A 19,135-nucleotide genomic window follows, 5' to 3' on the forward strand; every position below is an offset into this window, starting at 1 on the left:
TCCTAGTCTAATTCGTTATCAAGATCGTTATTGGCCGGGCCAGACTGTACAACCTGAGACTTGTTGTATTTCGGGCTGAGCTGGATATAAAGCAGGGCCATAACCACACCAATAACACCCAGAGCCACCAGGTTGAAGTTGGTAAATGCCGCAGTAACGAAACCTAAGTAGAAGAATGGCATCAGGTAGCCGGCACGCATCATGTTGATAACCATGGCGTAACCTACTACGACTATCATACCACCGGCGATATTCAGACCACTGGTAACCACATCAGGAATCGAGCTGAGCAGCATCTGAACTTCAGATGTCCCAACAGACAGGGCGACGATCAGGGCAGGGATAGCGATACGCATCGCCTGCAAGAACAGGGCAGAGATGTGGATCCAGGTGATTGCGCGTAGACTGCCACGTTCGGCGGCACCATCGGCGGCGTGCTGGAAGGCCACGGTAATGGTACGAACGATAATGGTTAATACCTGACCGGCGGCTGCCAGCGGAATAGCCAGTGCGATACCCGCACCGATGTCTTGACCGCCTGCAATAACCAGAATGGTAGAAATGATTGATGCCAAAGCTGCATCAGGTGCCACTGCGGCCCCGATGTTCATCCAGCCGAGTGCGATCATTTCCAATGTACCACCGATAATAATACCGGTTTTCATATCACCCAACACCAGACCGACTAAGGTACAAGCGACAAGGGGACGGTGGAATTGAAACTCATCCAGAATGGAACCCATCCCGGCAATACAGGCAACTATGAATATCAGCACAATCTGAAGAGTTGTGATCTCCATTGTACTTCTCCTATGACCAAAAAAGCTGAGTAAAAATAACCGTGCTCCAAAACAGAACAGGGCATAACCTTGCTACGTCGTTTTTAGTAAAGCTATTTATTAAGTTTGCTAATTAAATCCATCATTTTGAGCCGGCTATCGGAAGAGACTTTCCGAACTTCCAGTTCAATACCGCGCGCATTTAATTTATTAAAGGCTTCAATATCTTTTTCATCGACGGAGACCGCATTGTTCACCTGGGTTTTACCCTGACGGAATGCCATACCACCGATATTAACTGACTTAATGTCCACGCCAGCCTCAACTAAACGCACCACGTCAGTTGGGTTGGTAAATAGCAGCATGACCCGATCTTTGGCATATTTCGGGTTGTTGTAGACGCGGATAGCTTTTTCGACATCAACCACGTGCGCAGTGACACCCGGAGGGGCAACCTGCTTGAGCAAGGTGCTACGCATTTTGTCAGCGGCTACTTCGTCACTGACCACAATAATGCGGCTTACGTTAGTTTCTTTGGTCCAGCGAGTGGCGACCTGACCATGGATTAAGCGATCATCAATACGCACCAGCCCGAACTTCATATGATCGTTCGGACCTAAAGCGACGGCCGGAGCCTTGGCTTTCGGCGCAGGAGCAGGTTGTGGCGTTTCGGGCGCTTTAGGCTGCGCTTTTAGCGCTCTAACACCCTCACGCCCCGTCTCCACTGCAATCGCAATCAATTCGGAAAATGATGGGTTATCATCACGGGCCATAAAGGTTTCAACCAGCATCGGAATATTAATCCCGGCGACGACCTCATAGTTCTCTTTATCGGCAGCAATGCGGCTGGCGGCATTAAACGGACTACCACCCCAAGTATCAACCAGGAATACCACACCTTTGCTGGTATCTAGCCCGGTTAATTTACCGTTGTATTTCTCAATCAACGTTTCGGCATTCTCACCGGGGACGAAATCGATATAAGCGACGTTACTCTGTTCGCCTATAAGCATTTCAGCTGTTTTCAGCAGTTGTTCTGCCGCAGCCCCATGTGTGCCAATGATAATAGCTATACTCACTCGCTACCCCCTCTGTTAACTCAGAATTGAGTTCTCGCACGTAACAGAAAAATCTGTATTCACCAACGCCACTTCGGTACACATTGAATCTATTATGATAGTCACAATATCTATTCACTGCTGGCGATTTATACGTTACGGCAATGAATCGATTCAGGTTGATACCGCAATGTTGTTGGATGTGATTTATTTTAGTCAGTGAAAAAATAAATTATGTGACGGTGCTCATTTATTGGGACATGTTATGAATGATTTAGCTTACTTGGATAATTATTAATCACATAGATGAGCAGTATTGATGTGTTTGATCTGTAAAACATTCATCACAGTAGGTGTGTGATGCTTAAAATTTATGTGATTTGTATGAATATTGGCAGATAAGCCACATTGAGTTGCGGATAAATAGCCGCGGTGAAAAACACGGGGTATAAAATGGGGGAATATAGCGGGTTAGATAATAAATCCCCCTATGCTGATAAAAAGAATCCTGATAAAGTTAACGGCTCTATTAATTGTCAGGAGTTAAGGGCCTCAGCTCTCCCTATGGACTGTCACCGAAGTTACTGTTTTATTAGCGTTAATACCCAGCCAGTGGGTCTAAATCTGGTTATCCCATCACGCACTCTTGCTGCGTATAATTTCACCCGATCCTTCTGCGTATCTATACAGACAACCGTACCGCGGTGTTTTGCTGCGTCTGTTGCAGTGCGCACATCTTCTGGATCTTGTTCTTATTTTCGGAGTCTGACATGGAATTTCTAATGGACCCCTCAATTTGGGCAGGGTTACTGACGCTGGTGGTGTTGGAAATTGTTCTGGGTATTGATAACCTGGTATTTATTGCCATTTTGGCCGATAAACTTCCACCTAAACAAAGGGATAAAGCCAGAATTATCGGCCTGTCTCTTGCGCTGATTATGCGCCTGGGGCTGTTGTCGGTCATCTCCTGGATGGTCACGCTGACCACACCGCTCTTTAGTATCGGCAGTTTTAACTTCTCAGGGCGAGATCTGATTTTGCTGGTGGGGGGGCTGTTCCTGCTATTTAAAGCCACCACCGAGCTACATGAACGGCTGGAGGGTAACCAGCACGATGACAGTGCCAATCGCGGTTATGCCAGCTTCTGGGCGGTCGTCGCGCAGATTGTGGTACTCGATGCTGTCTTCTCACTGGATGCCGTAATTACGGCGGTGGGGATGGTCAACGACTTAGCAATTATGATGACAGCGGTCGTGATTGCGATGGGCGTGATGCTACTGGCATCGAAAACACTGACCCAGTTTGTGAACGCGCATCCAACAGTCGTGGTGCTCTGTCTCAGCTTCTTACTGATGATTGGCCTGAGCCTGATTGCTGAAGGCTTTGGTTTCCACATTCCGAAAGGCTACCTGTACGCGGCCATCGGCTTCTCTATCCTGATTGAGCTGTTTAATCAGATTGCGCGCCGTAACTTCATCAAACATGAGTCCCGCTTACCAAGACGCCAACGCACGGCTGAAGCCATCATCCGTTTAATGGGCGGTCGCCAGCAGCAGGAGCCGCAAAATGGCGATCCGCAGCAGGCGATACAGACCGAGGCCTTTGCTGAAGAAGAGCGTTACATGATAAGCGGGGTGTTGACCCTGGCATCCCGTTCAATGCGCAGTGTGATGACACCACGCACTGAGATCTCTTGGGTGGACTGTAATCGTTCACAAGCGGAGATCCGTGAGCAACTGCTTGATACGCCACACAGCCTATTCCCGGTGTGCCGCGACTCACTCGATCAGATAATCGGCGTAGTGCGGGCTAAAGATCTGCTAGTCGCCATTGAGCGCGGCGATTCAATTTGTGAGTTTGCTGCGGAAACGCCACCTATTGTGGTGCCTGATACCATGGACGTGATTAATCTGCTGGGTGTATTGCGTAAAGCAAAAGGCCGCTTAGTGGTGGTGAATGACGAATTTGGCGTCGTGCAGGGGCTGGTCACACCGCTGGATGTGCTGGAAGCCATTGCCGGTGAATTCCCTGATGAAGATGAAACGCCGGATATTGTTACTGATGGCGATAGCTGGCTGGTGAAAGGGGGGGCAGATTTGCACTCTCTGGAGCAGGCGCTGGATTGCCAGGAACTGGTGAGCCCAACCGCTGATTATGCTTCCCTCGCCGGTATGCTGCTTTCCCACTCCGGTCATATGCCAACCGTGGGCGATGTGGTTGAACTGCATAACCTGCGCTTTGAGATTATGGAGGTTTCAGATTACCGCATTGAGCTAGTCCGCATTACCAAGCTGAATAATGAGCTGGAAGAGTAAAATTGACTGACGGAGTTAAAGGTTAAAAAAAGGGGAGCTTCGGCTCCCCTTACTGATCGGGCAGGCTATCAATTTCTGAAATTAATTACACTGCACTTTAATTGCCAAGCCACCACGGGACGTTTCGCGGTATTTAGCATTCATATCTTTGCCGGTCTCAAACATGGTTTCGATCACTTTATCCAGTGAGACGCGCGGCTCACTGGTGCGGCGCATCGCCATACGTGCCGAGTTAATCGCTTTTACCGAGGCAATCGCATTGCGTTCAATACAAGGCACTTGTACCTGGCCCGCAACGGGATCACAAGTCAGCCCCAAATTGTGCTCCATGCCAATTTCAGCGGCGATACAGACCTGAATCGGGCTGGCACCCAGTAACTCGGCCAAACCAGCGGCGGCCATGGAGCAGGCAACCCCCACTTCGCCCTGACAACCCACTTCAGCGCCAGAAATAGAGGCGTTCATCTTATACAAAATCCCGACAGCGCCAGAGGAGAGGAAGTAGCGGATAAAGATTTCAGGGGTAACCGGCTCGATAAAGTGATCGTAATAGGCCAGTACTGCCGGGACGATACCGCACGCGCCATTCGTCGGGGCGGTGACGACACGACCCCCGGCCGCATTCTCTTCGTTAACCGCCAGTGCGTACATATTGACCCAGTCAATGACGTTCATTGGGTCATGGGAGAGTTTATCTGAGGAGACCAGCAAGCGGCGCAACGCAGCAGCACGGCGAGGGACTCGCAGTGGGCCGGGTAACACGCCCTCGGTATTTAGGCCACGATCGATACAGGCCCGCATGGTCTGCCAGATGGCGGTGAAATAGGCGTCAATCTCCTCTTTACTGTGCATCGCCAGCTCATTTTGCATCACCATACCGGAGATGGACATACCGGTTTGTTCGCAATTAGCCAGAATTTCTTCCGCAGAATTAAACGGATAGGGCACGTTGACGGCATTCACCACCGCTTTACCAAAATGCTCTTCATCAACGATAAAACCACCGCCGATGGAGTAATAGGTTTTGCTCAGGACTTTCTCATCACCGGCAAAGGCGTGAATTTGCATCCCATTTTCGTGCAGCGGCAGATTATCACTGCGGAACACCATACCGCCCTCACGAGGGAAGTCCACTTCATGCAACCCATTGGCCAGCATCAATTTTTGGCGTAATTCCACATCACGAATAAAGGCGGGAATGCCATCGATATCAACGGTGTCTGGCATGTTACCCGCCAACCCCATAATAATCGCGATATCAGTGTGGTGACCTTTACCGGTCAGTGACAATGAGCCGTAAACATCCACGGCGACGCGCGTGACAGATGGCATCAGCCCTTGAGTCACTAGCAAATCAGCAAATTCCTTGCCAGCTTTCATTGGCCCAACGGTATGAGAGCTGGATGGACCGATACCAATTTTGAACATATCAAAAACGCTAATCACGCTAAAACTCCTTCACAACGCATCTTGTTATTCTTATCGCATAGGCAGCTAAGAATATCTGTAGTAAGTATAGCGTTCTGTGGCAGGCGACAGATAACTTCGCATCAAATACCGAGGTGAAGTCATGGTGATATCAGTCATGCCATCACAGAACGCTGTTAATTTGGGTACTACTGGTGTTGGCCGTATCAAGTTAATACCGCAACAGTTACCTATCACCCTTAGCAGCAGCGTAGGGTGATATCAGCGTTTTTACTCTCAGCTTTTAACCTTATATATTTAGTGGTTTATATTGATGAAAGATATTTTACAGGTATTTCATAACGCTGACAGGCGAGTTTACAGTTTTTTTAAAAAGGATGTGCAGGGAAAATAGAGTAAAAATCGATGTGATGGGGTGATAGGGATCGCTTTATGCTGTATTTCGGTTTTTTAAAGAGTAACGCTGTGAAGCGGATCACCCAGTATCCATGCCTGGAGTATGGGCTTAGATTAAATACTCACCTGTTGTGCCAATCGGCGGATAATCGCCGCTGTCAGCCCCCAAACAAACTGGCGTTCATACCAAGAGAGATAGACCCGGTGATTGATTCCGCCGCGATGGATATCCAGCGAATAGTAGCGGGAAAGACTCAGCGCCTCATGTAACGGCATTTCAAATAGCCCGGCGACCTCATCTTCATTGCCATGAAAAGCAATATTGTCGGGGACTAAACCGACAATCGGCGTGACCTGATAGCCGCTAGAGCTATCCAGCGGTGCCAGTTGCCCTAAGACATGCACTGCGGTGGCAGGGATAGCGACCTCCTCCTCAGCTTCCCGCAGGGCGGTCTCAATCAGTGAACTATCTGTTGGATCGGCTTTGCCGCCGGGGAAGGCAACCTGACCGGCATGTTTACGTAAATGAGTTGAGCGCCGGGTTAACAGTAATGTAGGTTCTGGCCGACAAATTATCGGGATTAATACCGCCGCATGACGACTATTGGCAGAAAAACAGCCCGGCTGCGGCAGCTGTAATTGGAAGCGGCTGATAAATTCAGGCAGTGTTTTTCCGATAAGCGGTCTATGCACACCATTCACAAACAAGTCACTCACTGAGTCTCTCACTCATCAGTTATCTCTACTTAAAAACGATACATTTTCAAGTTGCGGCAAAATGCGGGCGATTTTATCAAATGTTTCCTGATATTCAGCCTGCTCCTGACTATCAGCCACAATACCACCGCCAGCAGAACAGTAAATTTTGCCGTTTTCAGTCAATAGGGTGCGGATAGTGATGTTGGTGTCCATTGTGCCACAGCAACTAATATAGCCAATGTTACCGCAGTAAGCATTGCGCCGATGCGGCTCCAACTGCTCGATAATTTCCATTGCCCGGATTTTGGGGGCGCCAGTTATCGACCCGCCGGGGAAACAGGCGCGGAGCAGTGCCGTCGCCGGGCATTCTGCGGGCAGTGTGGCGGTGATGGTGCTGACCAAATGGTGCACCGCCGGAAAAGGTTCAACCACGAATAACTCCGGCACCCGCACGCTGCCCGGTTGAGCCACCCGGCCGATATCGTTGCGCAGTAGATCGACAATCATCAGGTTTTCCGCCTGATCTTTGCTGGAGTTCGCCAGCCGTGCCGCTTGCAAGCTATCCTGTTCAGGGTCAGTCAGTCGTGGCAGTGTGCCCTTGATTGGGCGAGTCTGAATCTGCTGGTTTTCCAGCCATATGAAACGCTCAGGTGACACGCTCAGTATCGCATTGTCGGGCAGACGTATAAAGGCGGAAAAAGGTGCGCGATTACTGCGGCTCAAAGCGAGAAAGGCTTGCCACTCATCGCCCTGATATTCAGCGCTGAATCGTTGCGCCAGATTGATTTGATAGCAGTCACCGCTGTGCAGATAGGCCTGGATTTGGCGGAATTTTTCGCCATATTGTTGGCGCGACATATTAGCCTGCCATGGGCTGGTGAGTGCAAAAGGCGTGACAGTGTCACTCGCCTTCTGCTGTTCCAGCCACTGTAGGCGCTTCCTGGCATCACCGTGGCATACCAGAGTCAGCTGATGCAACTGGTGATCAGCAATCAGTGCCCAGTCATACAAGCCAACGGCCATATCGGGCAAGGCGATATCTTGCTCGGCCAGCGCAGGCACCCGCTCAATTCGGCGGCCCAGATCATAACCAAACAGCCCCAATGCACCGCCCAAAAACGGCAGATCGGGATGCGGTGACATTGGTGGCGCGAATTTATCCAATTCTTGCTGCAATAACGTGAATGGATCTGCGGATGAGAATGTCTGCCCCTGAGTGCTGGAAATTTCAGTCTGTTCCCCTCGCGTGGTGAGCGTAACCAAGGGGTCGGCGACCAAAATATCAAAACGATTATGGGCGTGCTCGGCGAATCCGGAGTGCAACAACATGGCCCAAGCCTGATGGGCAAGTGGCGTAAATTGCTGGAGCAGGGCGTCAGGCTGATAGGGCAATGCTGTGAAGGTCAGGGGTTTTACACTCATGAGTCGCTACTCTTTTCTTTCGGCTGGAGAGGGTGCTGGTGAACATTGGGCCGCGGAGGAGATTAGCATAAATTGCGCGGTGGTTGGCGTCAGTTCTGCATCGGGCAGTCAATTCACCGCAGGGCAGAATAAACAGGTATACTTGAACAATTATATCTAGGAGATAAATCAATGCTAGCGGGTATGCCTTCACTCTCCCATGAGGAACAGCAAGAAGCTGTCGAACGTATTCATAAATTTATGTCGGAAGGTATGAGCAGTGGCGAGGCGATTGCCTTGGTTGCCGCAGAGATCCGTGAGCGGCATCAGGATGATCCACAAGCCATGGCTATCTTTGAAGACACTGATTTCGATGAGCACGAAGAGTCTGATTATCGCCGTGATAATGAGCCAGATGCGGATGAGATCGAAGATCAGTATGAGGGGTAATTGCCGAGTTGCCGATTAAGCCGCCAAACCCCGATGATTCAATTTGGAACGGTGAGGACGGGTGGAATAGTCAAGCGTCCGCGCCAGGGATGGCGCGGCTCGAGCCTCCAGGGAGGGATTTACGGCGTCTTGATGATCTATCCGTTCTCTCCGCTCAGACGATTTTGTCAATAACCTTGGTTTTTTACTTAGGGCAGCGATTTACTTCCCACTCACCACGACAGCACCTGCCGCGCGTTTCGCCACCTCAATGGCGGTGCTAATATCATCAGCAACTGCTAGCGCCACGCCTAAGCGCCGTTTACCGGCAATCTCCGGCTTACCAAACAAGCGAATTTGTGTATCACCCGCTAGCGCGGTTTCCAGCCCGTGGTAATGGATATTTTGGCTGGTTAACTCAGGCAGAATAACGGCTGATGCTGCCGCGCCATATTGGCGAATAGTGCCAATTGGCAGCCCAAGAAATGCGCGAACATGTAACGCGAATTCAGACATATTTTGCGAAATCAGGGTCACCATACCGGTATCATGTGGGCGGGGTGAGACTTCGCTGAAAATAACCTCATCGCCACACACAAACAACTCCACACCAAATAGCCCGTGGCCGCTCAACGCCGTCACCACCTGAGAAGCTATCTCTTTCGCTCGCGCCAATGCCACCTCACTCATCGCCTGTGGTTGCCAGGATTCACGGTAATCGCCATCTTCCTGACGGTGACCAATAGGCGCGCAGAAATGAATGCCATCAACTGCGCTGATGGTCAGCAGGGTAATTTCAAAATCAAAGTGCACCAGCCCCTCGACAATCACCCGCCCGCCGCCAGCACGCCCGCCAAGCTGCGCGTAATCCCACGCCGTCTTAAGCTGCTCTTCATGGCGGATCAGGCTCTGCCCTTTACCGGAAGAGCTCATCACCGGCTTCACAATGCACGGATAGCCAATATCACTCACTGCCTGGCGAAATGCGCTCTCGGTATCCGCGAAACGGTAGCTGGAGGTGGGTAATTGCAACGTTTCAGCTGCCAGACGGCGGATCCCTTCACGGTTCATCGTCAGGTGGGTCGCTTCGGCGCAGGGCACCACGCGTTGACCCATTTTCTCTAATTCAACCAGCATATCGGTGTCGATAGCTTCAATCTCCGGCACGATATAGTGTGGTTTTTCTTGCTCGACTAACTGTTTCAGCGCCACACCATCGAGCATGTTAATCACATGGCTGCGATGGGCGACATGCATCGCGGGTGCATCTGCGTAGCGATCAACAGCAATCACCTCCAGTCCCAGTCGCTGGCATTCAATCGCCACCTCTTTGCCCAACTCGCCGGAGCCTAGCAGCATGACACGGGTGGCGCCTGGGCGCAGAGCGGTTCCAATTGTTAGCATAGTGAGATACCTAATCTGTGTGAGATGACACATTCATTCGACGTGCAATTAATTTTATGGGCGTCAGTATAGAGTAAAACAGCAACGAAAACGATTGCGTATCCAGCCGAACAGAACACGTTGGCGCATCTATCCGGTGAATTTTGAGGGAATAACATCCCACGAATGAATATTGGCATGATAAGCGCGCGGGTTGTGGGGCCGCATCAGGGCTATTTGCGCCGGTTTTTACACTATTGTTCCGGCCATGGCGCCATTTCTGGTATTATCGCGCCAAAATATTGCGCTTGCCTTCAGGCCATCGCTGCCATTCCATCCAGTTATAAGAGTTATTGCCGTGAGCACAACTTCCTTCTCTTCCCTGACACTGCCTGCTGAGCAGTTGTCCAATCTTAATGAACTTGGCTATACCGAAATGACACCGGTACAAGCCGCAGCACTGCCGGCAATCCTCAATGGGCAGGATGTCCGGGCGAAGGCCAAAACCGGTAGCGGCAAAACAGCGGCATTCGGCATTGGTTTGCTAGACAAAATTGCGGTGGGTGAGTTTGTGACTCAAGCATTAGTGCTGTGTCCGACCCGCGAATTGGCCGATCAGGTCAGCAAAGAGTTGCGTCGCCTGGCCCGTTTCACTCAGAACATTAAAATCCTGACCTTGTGTGGTGGCCAGCCAATGGGCCATCAACTGGATTCTCTGGTACATGCGCCACATATTGTGGTGGGTACGCCGGGGCGTATTCAGGAACATTTACGCAAAAAAACACTGGTCCTTGATGATCTCAAAATTCTGGTATTGGATGAAGCTGACCGCATGTTGGACATGGGTTTCACCGATGCCATCGACGATGTGATTGCCTACACCCCGCCACAGCGCCAAACGCTGCTGTTCTCCGCCACTTATCCGGCTGGAATTGAACAAATTAGTGCGCGGGTGCAGCGCCAGCCGGTCAATGTTGAAGTGGATGATGGTGATGAAGCGCCCGCCATTGAGCAGGTGTTCTTTGAAACCACTCGCGAAAAACGGTTACCGCTGCTTATCTCGGTACTTAGCCACTATCAGCCGGCATCTGCGGTGGTATTTTGTAACACCAAAAAAGATTGCCAAAGTGTCTATGAAGCCTTGGAGTCCCATGGCATCAGTGTGCTGGCGTTGCACGGTGACTTAGAGCAACGTGACCGTGATCAGGTGTTGGTCCGCTTTGCTAATCGTAGCTGCCGCGTACTGGTGGCAACAGATGTTGCCGCCCGGGGTCTGGATATTAAAGATTTGGAGCTGGTGGTTAACTTTGAACTGGCGTTTGATCCCGAGGTTCACGTACATCGCATTGGCCGTACCGGACGGGCAGGGATGAGTGGCCTTGCCGTCAGCCTGTGTACACCGCAAGAGATGACCCGCGCTCACGCAATTGAAGATTATCTGCAAATTAAGCTGAAATGGACGCCAGCAGATCAGCTGAGCCGCAGTGCTAACACCATGCTGGAGCCAGAAATGGTGACCTTATGCATCGACGGTGGGCGCAAAGCAAAAATTCGGCCCGGCGACATTCTGGGTGCATTAACCGGTGATGCCGGTTTAACCGCGGCGGATGTGGGTAAAATCGACATGTTCCCTGTTCATGCTTATGTTGCCATCCGCAAGGCCAGTGCCAAACGCGCCTTACAGCAGCTGCAACAAGGCAAGATTAAAGGCAAAAACTGCAAAGCCCGGTTATTAAAATAAGCACAGTGGGGCGATGGAGGTTGCATCGCCCCGATAAATCACATTATACTGTGTTTATGTACAGTTATCTGTAAGCAAAAAGGACATTTATTCATGGCCGTTGAAATAAAATTCGTCGTGGTAAGACAGGGTGAGGAAAAAATGACTTTCACAACCAAAAAAGAAGCCGATGCCTACGATAAAATGCTGGATTTGGCGGACAACTTATCTGAATGGTTGTCACAAGCGCCGCTATCGCTCGAAGAAGAGCAGCGCGAAGTGCTGAGTTTCTTCCTGGCAGAAAATAAAGATGCATTGGGGCAAATTCTCCGAGGCGCCAGCCCTGCGGCCCCTGTCGATGGGCAGCCAAAAACCAAGTCTGAAAAAAGTTCGGCTGAGAAAAAAACCAAACCTGAAGAAAATCAAGCCGCTTAATCTACTAACTTCCGGCAGAAAGTGGAAAAGGGATCTAAAATGAATCGTGAAATCACCTTCTTTCGCCGCTTTGAGGCGGATATTCTGGTAGATCGCAAAACGATCACTATCCGGGATAGCAGTGAATCCGATTTTCGCCCAGGGGAAATCCTGCGGGTATGTCGCAATGAAGATGGCGTTTTTTTCTGCCATATCAAGGTAAAGTCGGTTACGCCAGTCACACTGGATGCCCTGACTGAACGCCATGCTGAGCAAGAAAATATGTCATTAGATGAACTGAAAAAGGTGATTAAGGCTATCTATCCGGGCCTGGAACAGTTTTACTTGATTGAGTTTACTCGGTGTTAATTACGCAACGCTAACGCGCTGATTCTGCAACGTTGTTGATGCTGTAACCAGCCTTATCAGCAACTGCTGATGCTTGGCATCAGCAGGTAATCGTGTCACTCTCGTGTTAACGAACACAGATGGATAACTCAACTAATGACCACACCTCCAAAGGCCGATAAGCGCCCTTATCCGATAACTATGCACGGCGATACCCGTGTAGATGATTATTATTGGCTACGTGATGATGAGCGCACAGATACTGATGTCCTGAACTATCTGCAAGCTGAAAATGCCTTCACTGAGGCAGTGTTGAAACCGCAGCAACCGTTGCGCGAAGTCTTGTATCAAGAGATGGTCTCCCGTATTCCGCCGCAAGAAGAGTCCGTCCCCTATATCCGTAACGGCTATCGTTATCAGACACGTTTTGAGCCGGGCAATGAATACGCGATTTATGTACGTCAACCGGTCTGGGCTGATAGCACTTGGGAAACCTTACTGGATGGCAACCAGCGCGCCGCAGATAGCGAGTTTTATACTTTAGGTGGTTTGGATGTCAGTCCAGATAATCAACGATTGGCGGTTGCAGAGGATTTCTTATCGCGTCGGCAATATGATATCTGGGTAAAGCAGTTGCAAACTGATGTCTGGCACGAGGAGGTTATCAGCAACACCTCGGGGAATTTTGAGTGGGCCAATGACTCAAAAACTCTCTATTACGTGCGCAAACATGAAAAAACGTTATTGCCCTATCAGGTCTACCGCCATGTCGTGGGCACTGATCCTAAAGGGGATCAACTGATTTATCAGGAAACTGACGACACCTTCTATGTTGGTTTGGAAAAAACCACCTCTGAGCGCTATATCGTTATTCACCTGAGCAGCACCACAACCTCTGAAATTCTACTGCTGGATGCTGATCAACCTCAGCCAGTACCACAGATGTTTGCTCCGCGCCGTAAAGACCATGAATATGGTTTGGATCACTATAAGCAGTATTTCTACATCCGCTCAAATAAAGAGATGCACTCAAGTAAAGACGGCAAAAATTTTGGGCTGTACAAAATTGCCGAAGCAGGAAAAACGCCGAGTGATCTTGCTGATGAATCCCAGTGGCAGCCACTAATTGCGCCAAGAATGGAGGTCATGCTGGAGGGGTTCAGCTTATTCCGTGACTGGCTGGTGGTGGAGGAGCGCAGTGAAGGGTTAACGCACCTGCGACAAATACATTGGGTAACGGGTGAAGAAAAATCTATTACTTTTGATGACCCTACCTATGTTACCTGGCTGGCGTATAACCCTGAACCAGAAACTGAACTGCTGCGCTACGGCTATTCATCCATGACCACGCCAAGCTCTATGTTTGAGCTTAATATGGATACCGGCGCGCGTCAGTTGCTCAAACAGCAGGAAGTGAAGAATTTCACGCCAGAAAAGTATCGTAGTGAACGGATTTGGGTCACAGCAACCGATGGTGTCAAAATCCCTGTTTCACTGGTTTATCACCGCGACCATTTTGTGTCGGGCGCTAACCCACTGCTGGTTTATGGCTACGGCTCATACGGCAGCAGCATGGACCCTGCATTCAGTGGCAGCCGGTTAAGTTTGTTGGACCGTGGTTTTGTCTTCGCACTGGCGCATATTCGTGGTGGTGGCGATTTGGGCCAACAATGGTATGAAGATGGCAAATTACTCAATAAGTTGAATACATTTAACGATTTTATTGATGTCACTAAAACGCTGGTTGCTGAGGGTTATGGCGATGCTAATCGTGTCTTTGCCATGGGCGGCAGTGCAGGTGGTTTACTGATGGGGGCGGTGATCAATCAAGCGCCTGAATTATATAAAGGCGTCGTGGCACAGGTGCCATTTGTTGATGTGGTCACCACGATGCTGGATGAATCAATCCCACTGACCACGGGCGAATATGATGAATGGGGCAATCCAAACGATAAGGCGTATTACGACTATATCAAGCAATACAGCCCATACGATCAGGTTAAAGCCCAAGATTACCCGCACATGCTGGTCACGACCGGTTTGCATGACTCTCAGGTTCAATATTGGGAACCGGCAAAATGGGTCGCCAAACTGCGTGAAATGAAGAGTGATGATCACCTATTGCTGCTTCACACCGATATGGATTCCGGTCATGGCGGCAAATCAGGGCGTTTCAAAGCTTATGAGGATATCGCTTTGGAATACGCATTCATTCTCTCCTTGGCTTAATATTGCTATGAGTATTACGTCAGGTAATGCGTCAGGGTATGGCGCATATCTGGCGTAAGATCAGTGATTGAGGCTAACATCCAGCGCAGATAGTCGGGATCTTGTCGGGCTATCATCAACCAAATCAATAGAGGCGACCTCGGCAATACCGCCTTCTAAGCCGCAAGTTTCAGTATCGATCACACGAAAATACATGCTTGCCCTCCCATGCTTATCCATGATGATTAGCAACAAAAAACCCGCCTTTCGGGGCGGGTTGACTAACGAGACGAAAAGTCCGTTATTCTGCGCTGGAAGAAGATGACTTCTTAGCGCGTTTGTCAGCTTTTTTCTCAGCTGGCGTTTTTAGTGGCTTTTTCTTCGCGTTCTTTTTGCTGTCCATTCCCTTACTCATGGCTTGCCTCTCTTTACCTTCGGTTAGGTTGGTACGCCCACCTATTAACCACCTTATGGGGACCAGTTGCAAGAGGATAAACCATCACCGAGATTAATACATTGTTTAACAAGAACATTATTAAATATTAATCTCTCTCGTTACTGCTTAATACGCGCCCCATTGTGATCTAACACCGCATAATTTACTGAGATATGGCGTAATTATCGCCAGTTGATAGAATTAATGGGCTGATTGGCGTAAATGTGATGTTTTATCGTTGACCATGCGTGCTGTATAGGCTTTGATAACTTTAATGTCTAATAACAAACATGGAAAAATAATGGAACAATTACGTGGGCTTTATCCAGCGTATGAACCCTACGACAGTGGTTTATTAGACACCGGCGATGGGCATCAGATTTACTGGGAACTCTGTGGTAACCCCGATGGCAAACCGGCGGTATTTATCCATGGCGGTCCAGGTGGGGGAATTGCCCCTTACCATCGGCAACTTTTTAATCCGACGAAATATAAAGTCCTGCTGTTTGATCAGCGTGGATGTGGGCGCTCAAAGCCCCATGCCAGTCTGGAGAACAACACGACCTGGCACTTGGTCGAAGATATCGAACGGCTACGTAAAATGGCTGGTGTGGATAAATGGCTGCTATTTGGCGGTTCGTGGGGCTCAACACTCGCGCTAGCCTATGGAGAAACGCATCCTGATCGAGTCAGTGAGATGGTTTTACGTGGGATTTTCACACTGCGGAAAAAAGAGTTGCATTGGTACTATCAGGAGGGGGCTTCGCGCTTCTTCCCTGATAAATGGCAACGCATATTGTCAATTCTATCGCCTGAAGAGCAGGGCGATGTGACTGCGGCTTACCGCAAACGGCTGACATCCCCTGATAAGGCGGTGCAGTTGGAGGCGGCAAAAATCTGGAGCCTATGGGAGGGTGAAACGGTCACATTATTGCCGACCAAAAGTTCTGCCTCCTTCGGTGAAGATGATTTTGCTTTGGCCTTTGCCCGCATTGAAAATCACTATTTTACCCACTTAGGTTTTTTAGACGATGATAATCAACTGCTGGATAACGTGACGCGTATTCGCCATATTCCTGCTGTTATTATTCATGGCCGATATGATATGGCTTGCCAGCCACAGAATGCGTGGGACTTAGCGCAAGCCTGGCCAGAAGCTGAACTGCATATTGTTGAAGGTGCCGGGCACTCCTTCGATGAGCCGGGGATCTTGCATCAGTTGATCCTTGCAACAGACAAATTTGCCCGCAAACTCTAATTATCTGCTCGACGCACTCCCGCCGATTCAGCTCTGCGGGAGTATCTTACGGATTATTTCATCTTAGGTTCATACGGCAAACGCGAGAATTTATTCGACTCGATTCGGTAATAAGCGAGCCGTTGCGAAAAGTATTCACGTAGCTCCTCGGGCTGCTCTCGTGCGACCATTTCAGGAATGACGGGCATGTTGTAGCGCTCTTTAAATGTCACACCTGATGCCGCCAAATCCACATTCATTTTGGCTGTTTCTTCGTCAGAAAGCTCGGTCAGATTATATCCCATTGTCTTCTCCTTTTTGCTCGTGGCGACTATGGCGCAAAAGGTAATGCAGGCGGCAGATATTGGCAAGCAGCTAATGTCTCAAAATGATGGATGTTTAAAGTGCTTCGCGAGGCAATAATATTATTTCTCAGATAAGTCATTTATTATTTATTGCTCGTGTACTTAAATAAGAATCATTCTTTTTACTGTTTCCGTGATAATGTTAATGATTCTTATAATAATTCACTTATGATTTCCTTCTTAAAATTACCTTTTTAAAACAATAAATTAAATTATTTACTGTTTTTCACTAATATTAATGTGAATAGGGTGTTCTTATTTTGTTTTTATCTTGGCATAATACAAAAAGTTAATCGTTGCTTACCTGCATTATAAAAATAAGGGAATTACTATGTTGAAAACAGAAATGGCACAAAAGCTCAATGAGCAGCTGAATCTGGAATTTTACTCTGCAAACCTATATCTACAAATGAGTGCCTGGTGCAGCGATAAAGGTTTTGAAGGTGCAGCCGCATTTTTAAAAGAGCATTCTCTAGAAGAGATGCAGCACATGCAGCGCTTATTTGAATACCTCAGCGGAACAGGTTCGATGCCAGTTTTGGGCACGATCGGTGCGCCACCAATCGATTTTGCATCATTGGCCGATGTATTCAAACTGACTTATGAGCATGAGCAACTGATTACCACTCAAATTAATGAGCTTGCCCATGTTGCAATGACCACCCACGACTACTCCACATTCAATTTCCTGCAATGGTATGTTGCTGAACAGCATGAAGAAGAAAAACTGTTCAAATCCATCCTGGATAAATTGGCACTGGTGGGTAATAGCGGTAATTCACTATTCTTTGTTGATAAAGATCTGAAAACCATGGCTGCTCAAAGCCATACTCAAGCTTAATTTTTAGCCTGATATCTCCTGATGGAATATTCACCGCAGTTTCTGCTACCCCAAAGGTAACCAGAAACTGCGGTTCGTCGTCGCCCCTGGCAGTGCTTATCGATACCCCCTTTATCTTATTGTTTTTGTGCTAATTACATATTGTTTACCTTTGGTTTCTCGACTTGCCATAACTAAATCGTTATCATTTGCATTAACGATAAGAGAGTGAGTTGAGCTATCGTTCAATCATTGGTGATATTTCAATCACCACTCAGAAACTGGCGTTTTATTTTGTGCCCTACCTCACAGGTAGGGCAATTGACTGGATGTGATAGGGGTTCGCGCTGCCAATATAGGATATTGTTGGTAGTAGACTGATTCTTCTCCCCATCGATAAAGGGATACTATGTTTATTCGAAAAGTACGTTCTTCTTGCCGCATGTTATCGGCGCTTATCGTGTTATTTGTTGGGCTATCCAGTCAGCAAGCCCTCGCTCACGCACATCTGAAAATTGAATCCCCGGCAGCCGATACCACTATAGGTTCAGCGCCAGAAGCACTGACATTGGGCTTCTCTGAAGGCATTGAATTGAATTTCAGTGGCGTGAAGGTGACGGGTCCAGATAACAATGTGGTAAAAACGGGTGAGTTAAAATTGGACCCGGTCAATAACACACAATTGATTTTGCCGATTGATCATGCTTTAACTGCAGGTAAATATAATGTTTCGTGGCATGTGGTGTCTGTTGATGGTCATAAAACCAAAGGCACATACAGCTTCACTGTGAAATAGTATGTCTTTAGCGGCCTTACTTATTCTATGTCGCTTCCTGCATTTTCTAGCGGTGATGCTGATGTTTGGCATCAGTATATTCACCGCTACATTAGCGCCAGACTCATTCTCAGCGACACTCAAAAAACGCCTGTTACCTCTACTTATCTTCAGCACCACTCTTGCATTTATCTCTGCTGTTGGGTTGTTAGCGATTCAAGCTGGCATGATGGGGGATGGCTGGGCTGATACCTATCGGCTGACCGTCTGGTGGGCCGTTTTTGGCACGCGTTTCGGTCAGGTATGGCAATGGCACCTTGGCCTCTCTATCTTGAGCCTGTGGATAATCTTGCTGGATTCCCCCCGTAACAGCTACCGACTGATGGTGGTTTGCTCAACACTATTACTGGCAAGTTTGGCTTTCACCGGGCATGCTGCTATGCACGATGGTGCGCTGGGATGGATCCACCAAACTAATCAAATCATACATCTGCTCAGCGCGGGTTATTGGTTCGGTTGCCTACCGCCTTTAGTGATCTGCCTTGCATATACTCGTAATAGTAATGTTAAGCGTGAAGCCATCACTACATTGATTCGATTCTCCAGCTGGGGCCATTTATCAGTTGCATTGGTATTGGTGACCGGTGTCATTAACAGCTTGATTATGCTGCGTGATACGACACTGGCTCTGACATCAAGTTATCAGTTGCTATTGCTGAGTAAAGTGGTCTTGGTGGTGCTGATGATGGTCATCGCGCTGATTAACCGCTATCGGATTGTGCCTATGCTCAGGCAACTCCCTACTAAAGCCAACTATTGGCTGGTGGTCAATAGTTGTGCTGAAATTCTGCTGGGTGCGGCGGTGCTACTATTGGTCAGTGTTTTTGCGACCATGGCCCCGGTATAGCGTGAGATGATAAGCAA

The 19,135-nt window shown here is 48.8% G+C and carries 17 protein-coding genes and 2 pseudogenes; 10 read left to right on the plus strand and 9 right to left on the minus strand.

The window, feature by feature from the left end; translation table 11 throughout:
• Positions 1–2 precede the first annotated feature (2 nt).
• Positions 3–800, minus strand: coding sequence for a PTS mannose/fructose/sorbose transporter subunit IIC (locus tag AACW11_RS03910; RefSeq protein ID WP_032814988.1), 798 nt, complete (start codon positions 798–800; stop codon positions 3–5).
• Between the two features lie 92 nt (positions 801–892).
• On the minus strand, positions 893–1,858 hold the full coding sequence (gene manX / locus AACW11_RS03915; protein ID WP_212586043.1) for a PTS mannose transporter subunit IIAB: 966 nt from the start codon (positions 1,856–1,858) through the stop codon (positions 893–895).
• 749 nt (positions 1,859–2,607) lie between these two features.
• On the opposite strand from manX, the gene AACW11_RS03920 reads away from it, so the two are divergent.
• Positions 2,608–4,152, plus strand: coding sequence for a TerC family protein (locus AACW11_RS03920; RefSeq protein ID WP_212586044.1), 1,545 nt, complete (start codon positions 2,608–2,610; stop codon positions 4,150–4,152).
• Positions 4,153–4,233: 81 nt separating this feature from the next.
• Here AACW11_RS03920 and AACW11_RS03925 read toward each other — a convergent pair whose 3' ends face one another.
• From AACW11_RS03925 to pabB, 3 genes are all read right to left on the minus strand, one after another.
• Positions 4,234–5,598: an L-serine ammonia-lyase gene (locus AACW11_RS03925; RefSeq protein WP_212586045.1), complete on the minus strand. Its 1,365-nt coding sequence runs from the start codon at positions 5,596–5,598 to the stop codon at positions 4,234–4,236.
• A 492-nt stretch (positions 5,599–6,090) separates the two neighbouring features.
• On the minus strand, positions 6,091–6,705 hold the full coding sequence (locus tag AACW11_RS03930; protein WP_445285798.1) for a CoA pyrophosphatase: 615 nt from the start codon (positions 6,703–6,705) through the stop codon (positions 6,091–6,093).
• Positions 6,706–6,708: 3 nt separating this feature from the next.
• Positions 6,709–8,097 (minus strand): aminodeoxychorismate synthase component 1, encoded by a 1,389-nt coding sequence (gene pabB / locus AACW11_RS03935; protein WP_212586046.1) that lies wholly within the window; start codon positions 8,095–8,097, stop codon positions 6,709–6,711.
• 171 nt (positions 8,098–8,268) lie between these two features.
• Here pabB and AACW11_RS03940 point away from each other — a divergent pair, with 171 nt between their 5' ends.
• Complete coding sequence (locus AACW11_RS03940; protein WP_212586047.1) at positions 8,269–8,526, plus strand: YoaH family protein; 258 nt, start codon at positions 8,269–8,271, stop codon at positions 8,524–8,526.
• 201 nt (positions 8,527–8,727) lie between these two features.
• Here the strand turns inward: AACW11_RS03940 and purT are convergent, their stop codons facing one another.
• Positions 8,728–9,909, minus strand: coding sequence for a formate-dependent phosphoribosylglycinamide formyltransferase (purT, locus tag AACW11_RS03945; protein ID WP_212586048.1), 1,182 nt, complete (start codon positions 9,907–9,909; stop codon positions 8,728–8,730).
• A gap of 337 nt (positions 9,910–10,246) precedes the next feature.
• Between purT and dbpA the strand changes: the two genes are divergently transcribed.
• The 4 genes from dbpA to AACW11_RS03965 all read left to right on the plus strand — a co-directional run bounded on the left by dbpA (position 10,247) and on the right by AACW11_RS03965 (position 14,599).
• Complete coding sequence (gene dbpA, locus AACW11_RS03950) at positions 10,247–11,629, plus strand: ATP-dependent RNA helicase DbpA (RefSeq protein WP_212586049.1); 1,383 nt, start codon at positions 10,247–10,249, stop codon at positions 11,627–11,629.
• A 93-nt stretch (positions 11,630–11,722) separates the two neighbouring features.
• Entirely contained in the window at positions 11,723–12,043 is a 321-nt protein-coding gene (locus tag AACW11_RS03955; protein ID WP_212586050.1) for a YebG family protein, read from the plus strand.
• Between the two features lie 39 nt (positions 12,044–12,082).
• Positions 12,083–12,391: a N(4)-acetylcytidine aminohydrolase gene (gene yqfB / locus AACW11_RS03960; protein ID WP_212586051.1), complete on the plus strand. Its 309-nt coding sequence runs from the start codon at positions 12,083–12,085 to the stop codon at positions 12,389–12,391.
• Between the two features lie 135 nt (positions 12,392–12,526).
• The gene (locus tag AACW11_RS03965; protein ID WP_212586052.1) at positions 12,527–14,599 is read left to right on the plus strand and encodes a S9 family peptidase; all 2,073 of its coding nucleotides are present in this window, start codon (positions 12,527–12,529) and stop codon (positions 14,597–14,599) included.
• Between the two features lie 14 nt (positions 14,600–14,613).
• On the opposite strand, the pseudogene AACW11_RS03970 reads toward AACW11_RS03965, so the two are convergent.
• Together AACW11_RS03970 and AACW11_RS03975 are read right to left on the minus strand one after the other, a co-directional pair.
• Positions 14,614–14,712, minus strand: a pseudogene (locus AACW11_RS03970) (exodeoxyribonuclease X); the annotation flags it as partial.
• 1 nt (position 14,713) lies between these two features.
• Positions 14,714–14,794: pseudogene (locus AACW11_RS03975) on the minus strand (exodeoxyribonuclease X); the annotation flags it as partial.
• A 521-nt stretch (positions 14,795–15,315) separates the two neighbouring features.
• Between AACW11_RS03975 and pip the strand changes: the two are divergent.
• A complete protein-coding gene (gene pip / locus AACW11_RS03980; protein ID WP_057647661.1) occupies positions 15,316–16,272 on the plus strand; it encodes a prolyl aminopeptidase in 957 nt (318 codons plus the stop codon).
• 53 nt (positions 16,273–16,325) lie between these two features.
• On the opposite strand, the gene AACW11_RS03985 is transcribed toward pip, so the two are convergent.
• Positions 16,326–16,556 (minus strand): DNA polymerase III subunit theta, encoded by a 231-nt coding sequence (locus AACW11_RS03985; RefSeq protein ID WP_212586053.1) that lies wholly within the window; start codon positions 16,554–16,556, stop codon positions 16,326–16,328.
• Between the two features lie 391 nt (positions 16,557–16,947).
• Here AACW11_RS03985 and ftnA point away from each other — a divergent pair, with 391 nt between their 5' ends.
• From ftnA to copD, 3 genes are all read left to right on the plus strand, one after another.
• Entirely contained in the window at positions 16,948–17,457 is a 510-nt protein-coding gene (gene ftnA / locus AACW11_RS03990; protein ID WP_212586054.1) for a non-heme ferritin, read from the plus strand.
• Between the two features lie 388 nt (positions 17,458–17,845).
• Entirely contained in the window at positions 17,846–18,232 is a 387-nt protein-coding gene (gene yobA / locus AACW11_RS03995; RefSeq protein ID WP_212586055.1) for a CopC domain-containing protein YobA, read from the plus strand.
• A 1-nt stretch (position 18,233) separates the two neighbouring features.
• Entirely contained in the window at positions 18,234–19,118 is an 885-nt protein-coding gene (copD, locus tag AACW11_RS04000; protein ID WP_212586056.1) for a copper homeostasis membrane protein CopD, read from the plus strand.
• Positions 19,119–19,135 lie beyond the last annotated feature (17 nt).

Origin of the sequence: Yersinia sp. Marseille-Q3913 (assembly GCF_963892745.1) — a bacterium.
Lineage (GTDB): Bacteria > Pseudomonadota > Gammaproteobacteria > Enterobacterales > Enterobacteriaceae > Yersinia > Yersinia bercovieri.

What these genes read in the sequence shown, in the direction of transcription:
- pabB (WP_212586046.1), bottom strand. Translation starts at nt 8,097, where the DNA reads ATGAGTGTAAAACCCCTGACCTTCACAGCATTGCCCTATCAGCCTGAC.
- purT (WP_212586048.1), bottom strand. Translation starts at nt 9,909, where the DNA reads ATGCTAACAATTGGAACCGCTCTGCGCCCAGGCGCCACCCGTGTCATG.
- pip (WP_057647661.1), top strand. Translation starts at nt 15,316, where the DNA reads ATGGAACAATTACGTGGGCTTTATCCAGCGTATGAACCCTACGACAGT.
- yobA (WP_212586055.1), top strand. Translation starts at nt 17,846, where the DNA reads ATGTTTATTCGAAAAGTACGTTCTTCTTGCCGCATGTTATCGGCGCTT.
- AACW11_RS03910 (WP_032814988.1), bottom strand. Translation starts at nt 800, where the DNA reads ATGGAGATCACAACTCTTCAGATTGTGCTGATATTCATAGTTGCCTGT.
- copD (WP_212586056.1), top strand. Translation starts at nt 18,234, where the DNA reads ATGTCTTTAGCGGCCTTACTTATTCTATGTCGCTTCCTGCATTTTCTA.
- AACW11_RS03985 (WP_212586053.1), bottom strand. Translation starts at nt 16,556, where the DNA reads ATGGGATATAATCTGACCGAGCTTTCTGACGAAGAAACAGCCAAAATG.
- AACW11_RS03965 (WP_212586052.1), top strand. Translation starts at nt 12,527, where the DNA reads ATGACCACACCTCCAAAGGCCGATAAGCGCCCTTATCCGATAACTATG.
- AACW11_RS03920 (WP_212586044.1), top strand. Translation starts at nt 2,608, where the DNA reads ATGGAATTTCTAATGGACCCCTCAATTTGGGCAGGGTTACTGACGCTG.
- yqfB (WP_212586051.1), top strand. Translation starts at nt 12,083, where the DNA reads ATGAATCGTGAAATCACCTTCTTTCGCCGCTTTGAGGCGGATATTCTG.
- AACW11_RS03940 (WP_212586047.1), top strand. Translation starts at nt 8,269, where the DNA reads ATGCTAGCGGGTATGCCTTCACTCTCCCATGAGGAACAGCAAGAAGCT.
- ftnA (WP_212586054.1), top strand. Translation starts at nt 16,948, where the DNA reads ATGTTGAAAACAGAAATGGCACAAAAGCTCAATGAGCAGCTGAATCTG.
- AACW11_RS03955 (WP_212586050.1), top strand. Translation starts at nt 11,723, where the DNA reads ATGGCCGTTGAAATAAAATTCGTCGTGGTAAGACAGGGTGAGGAAAAA.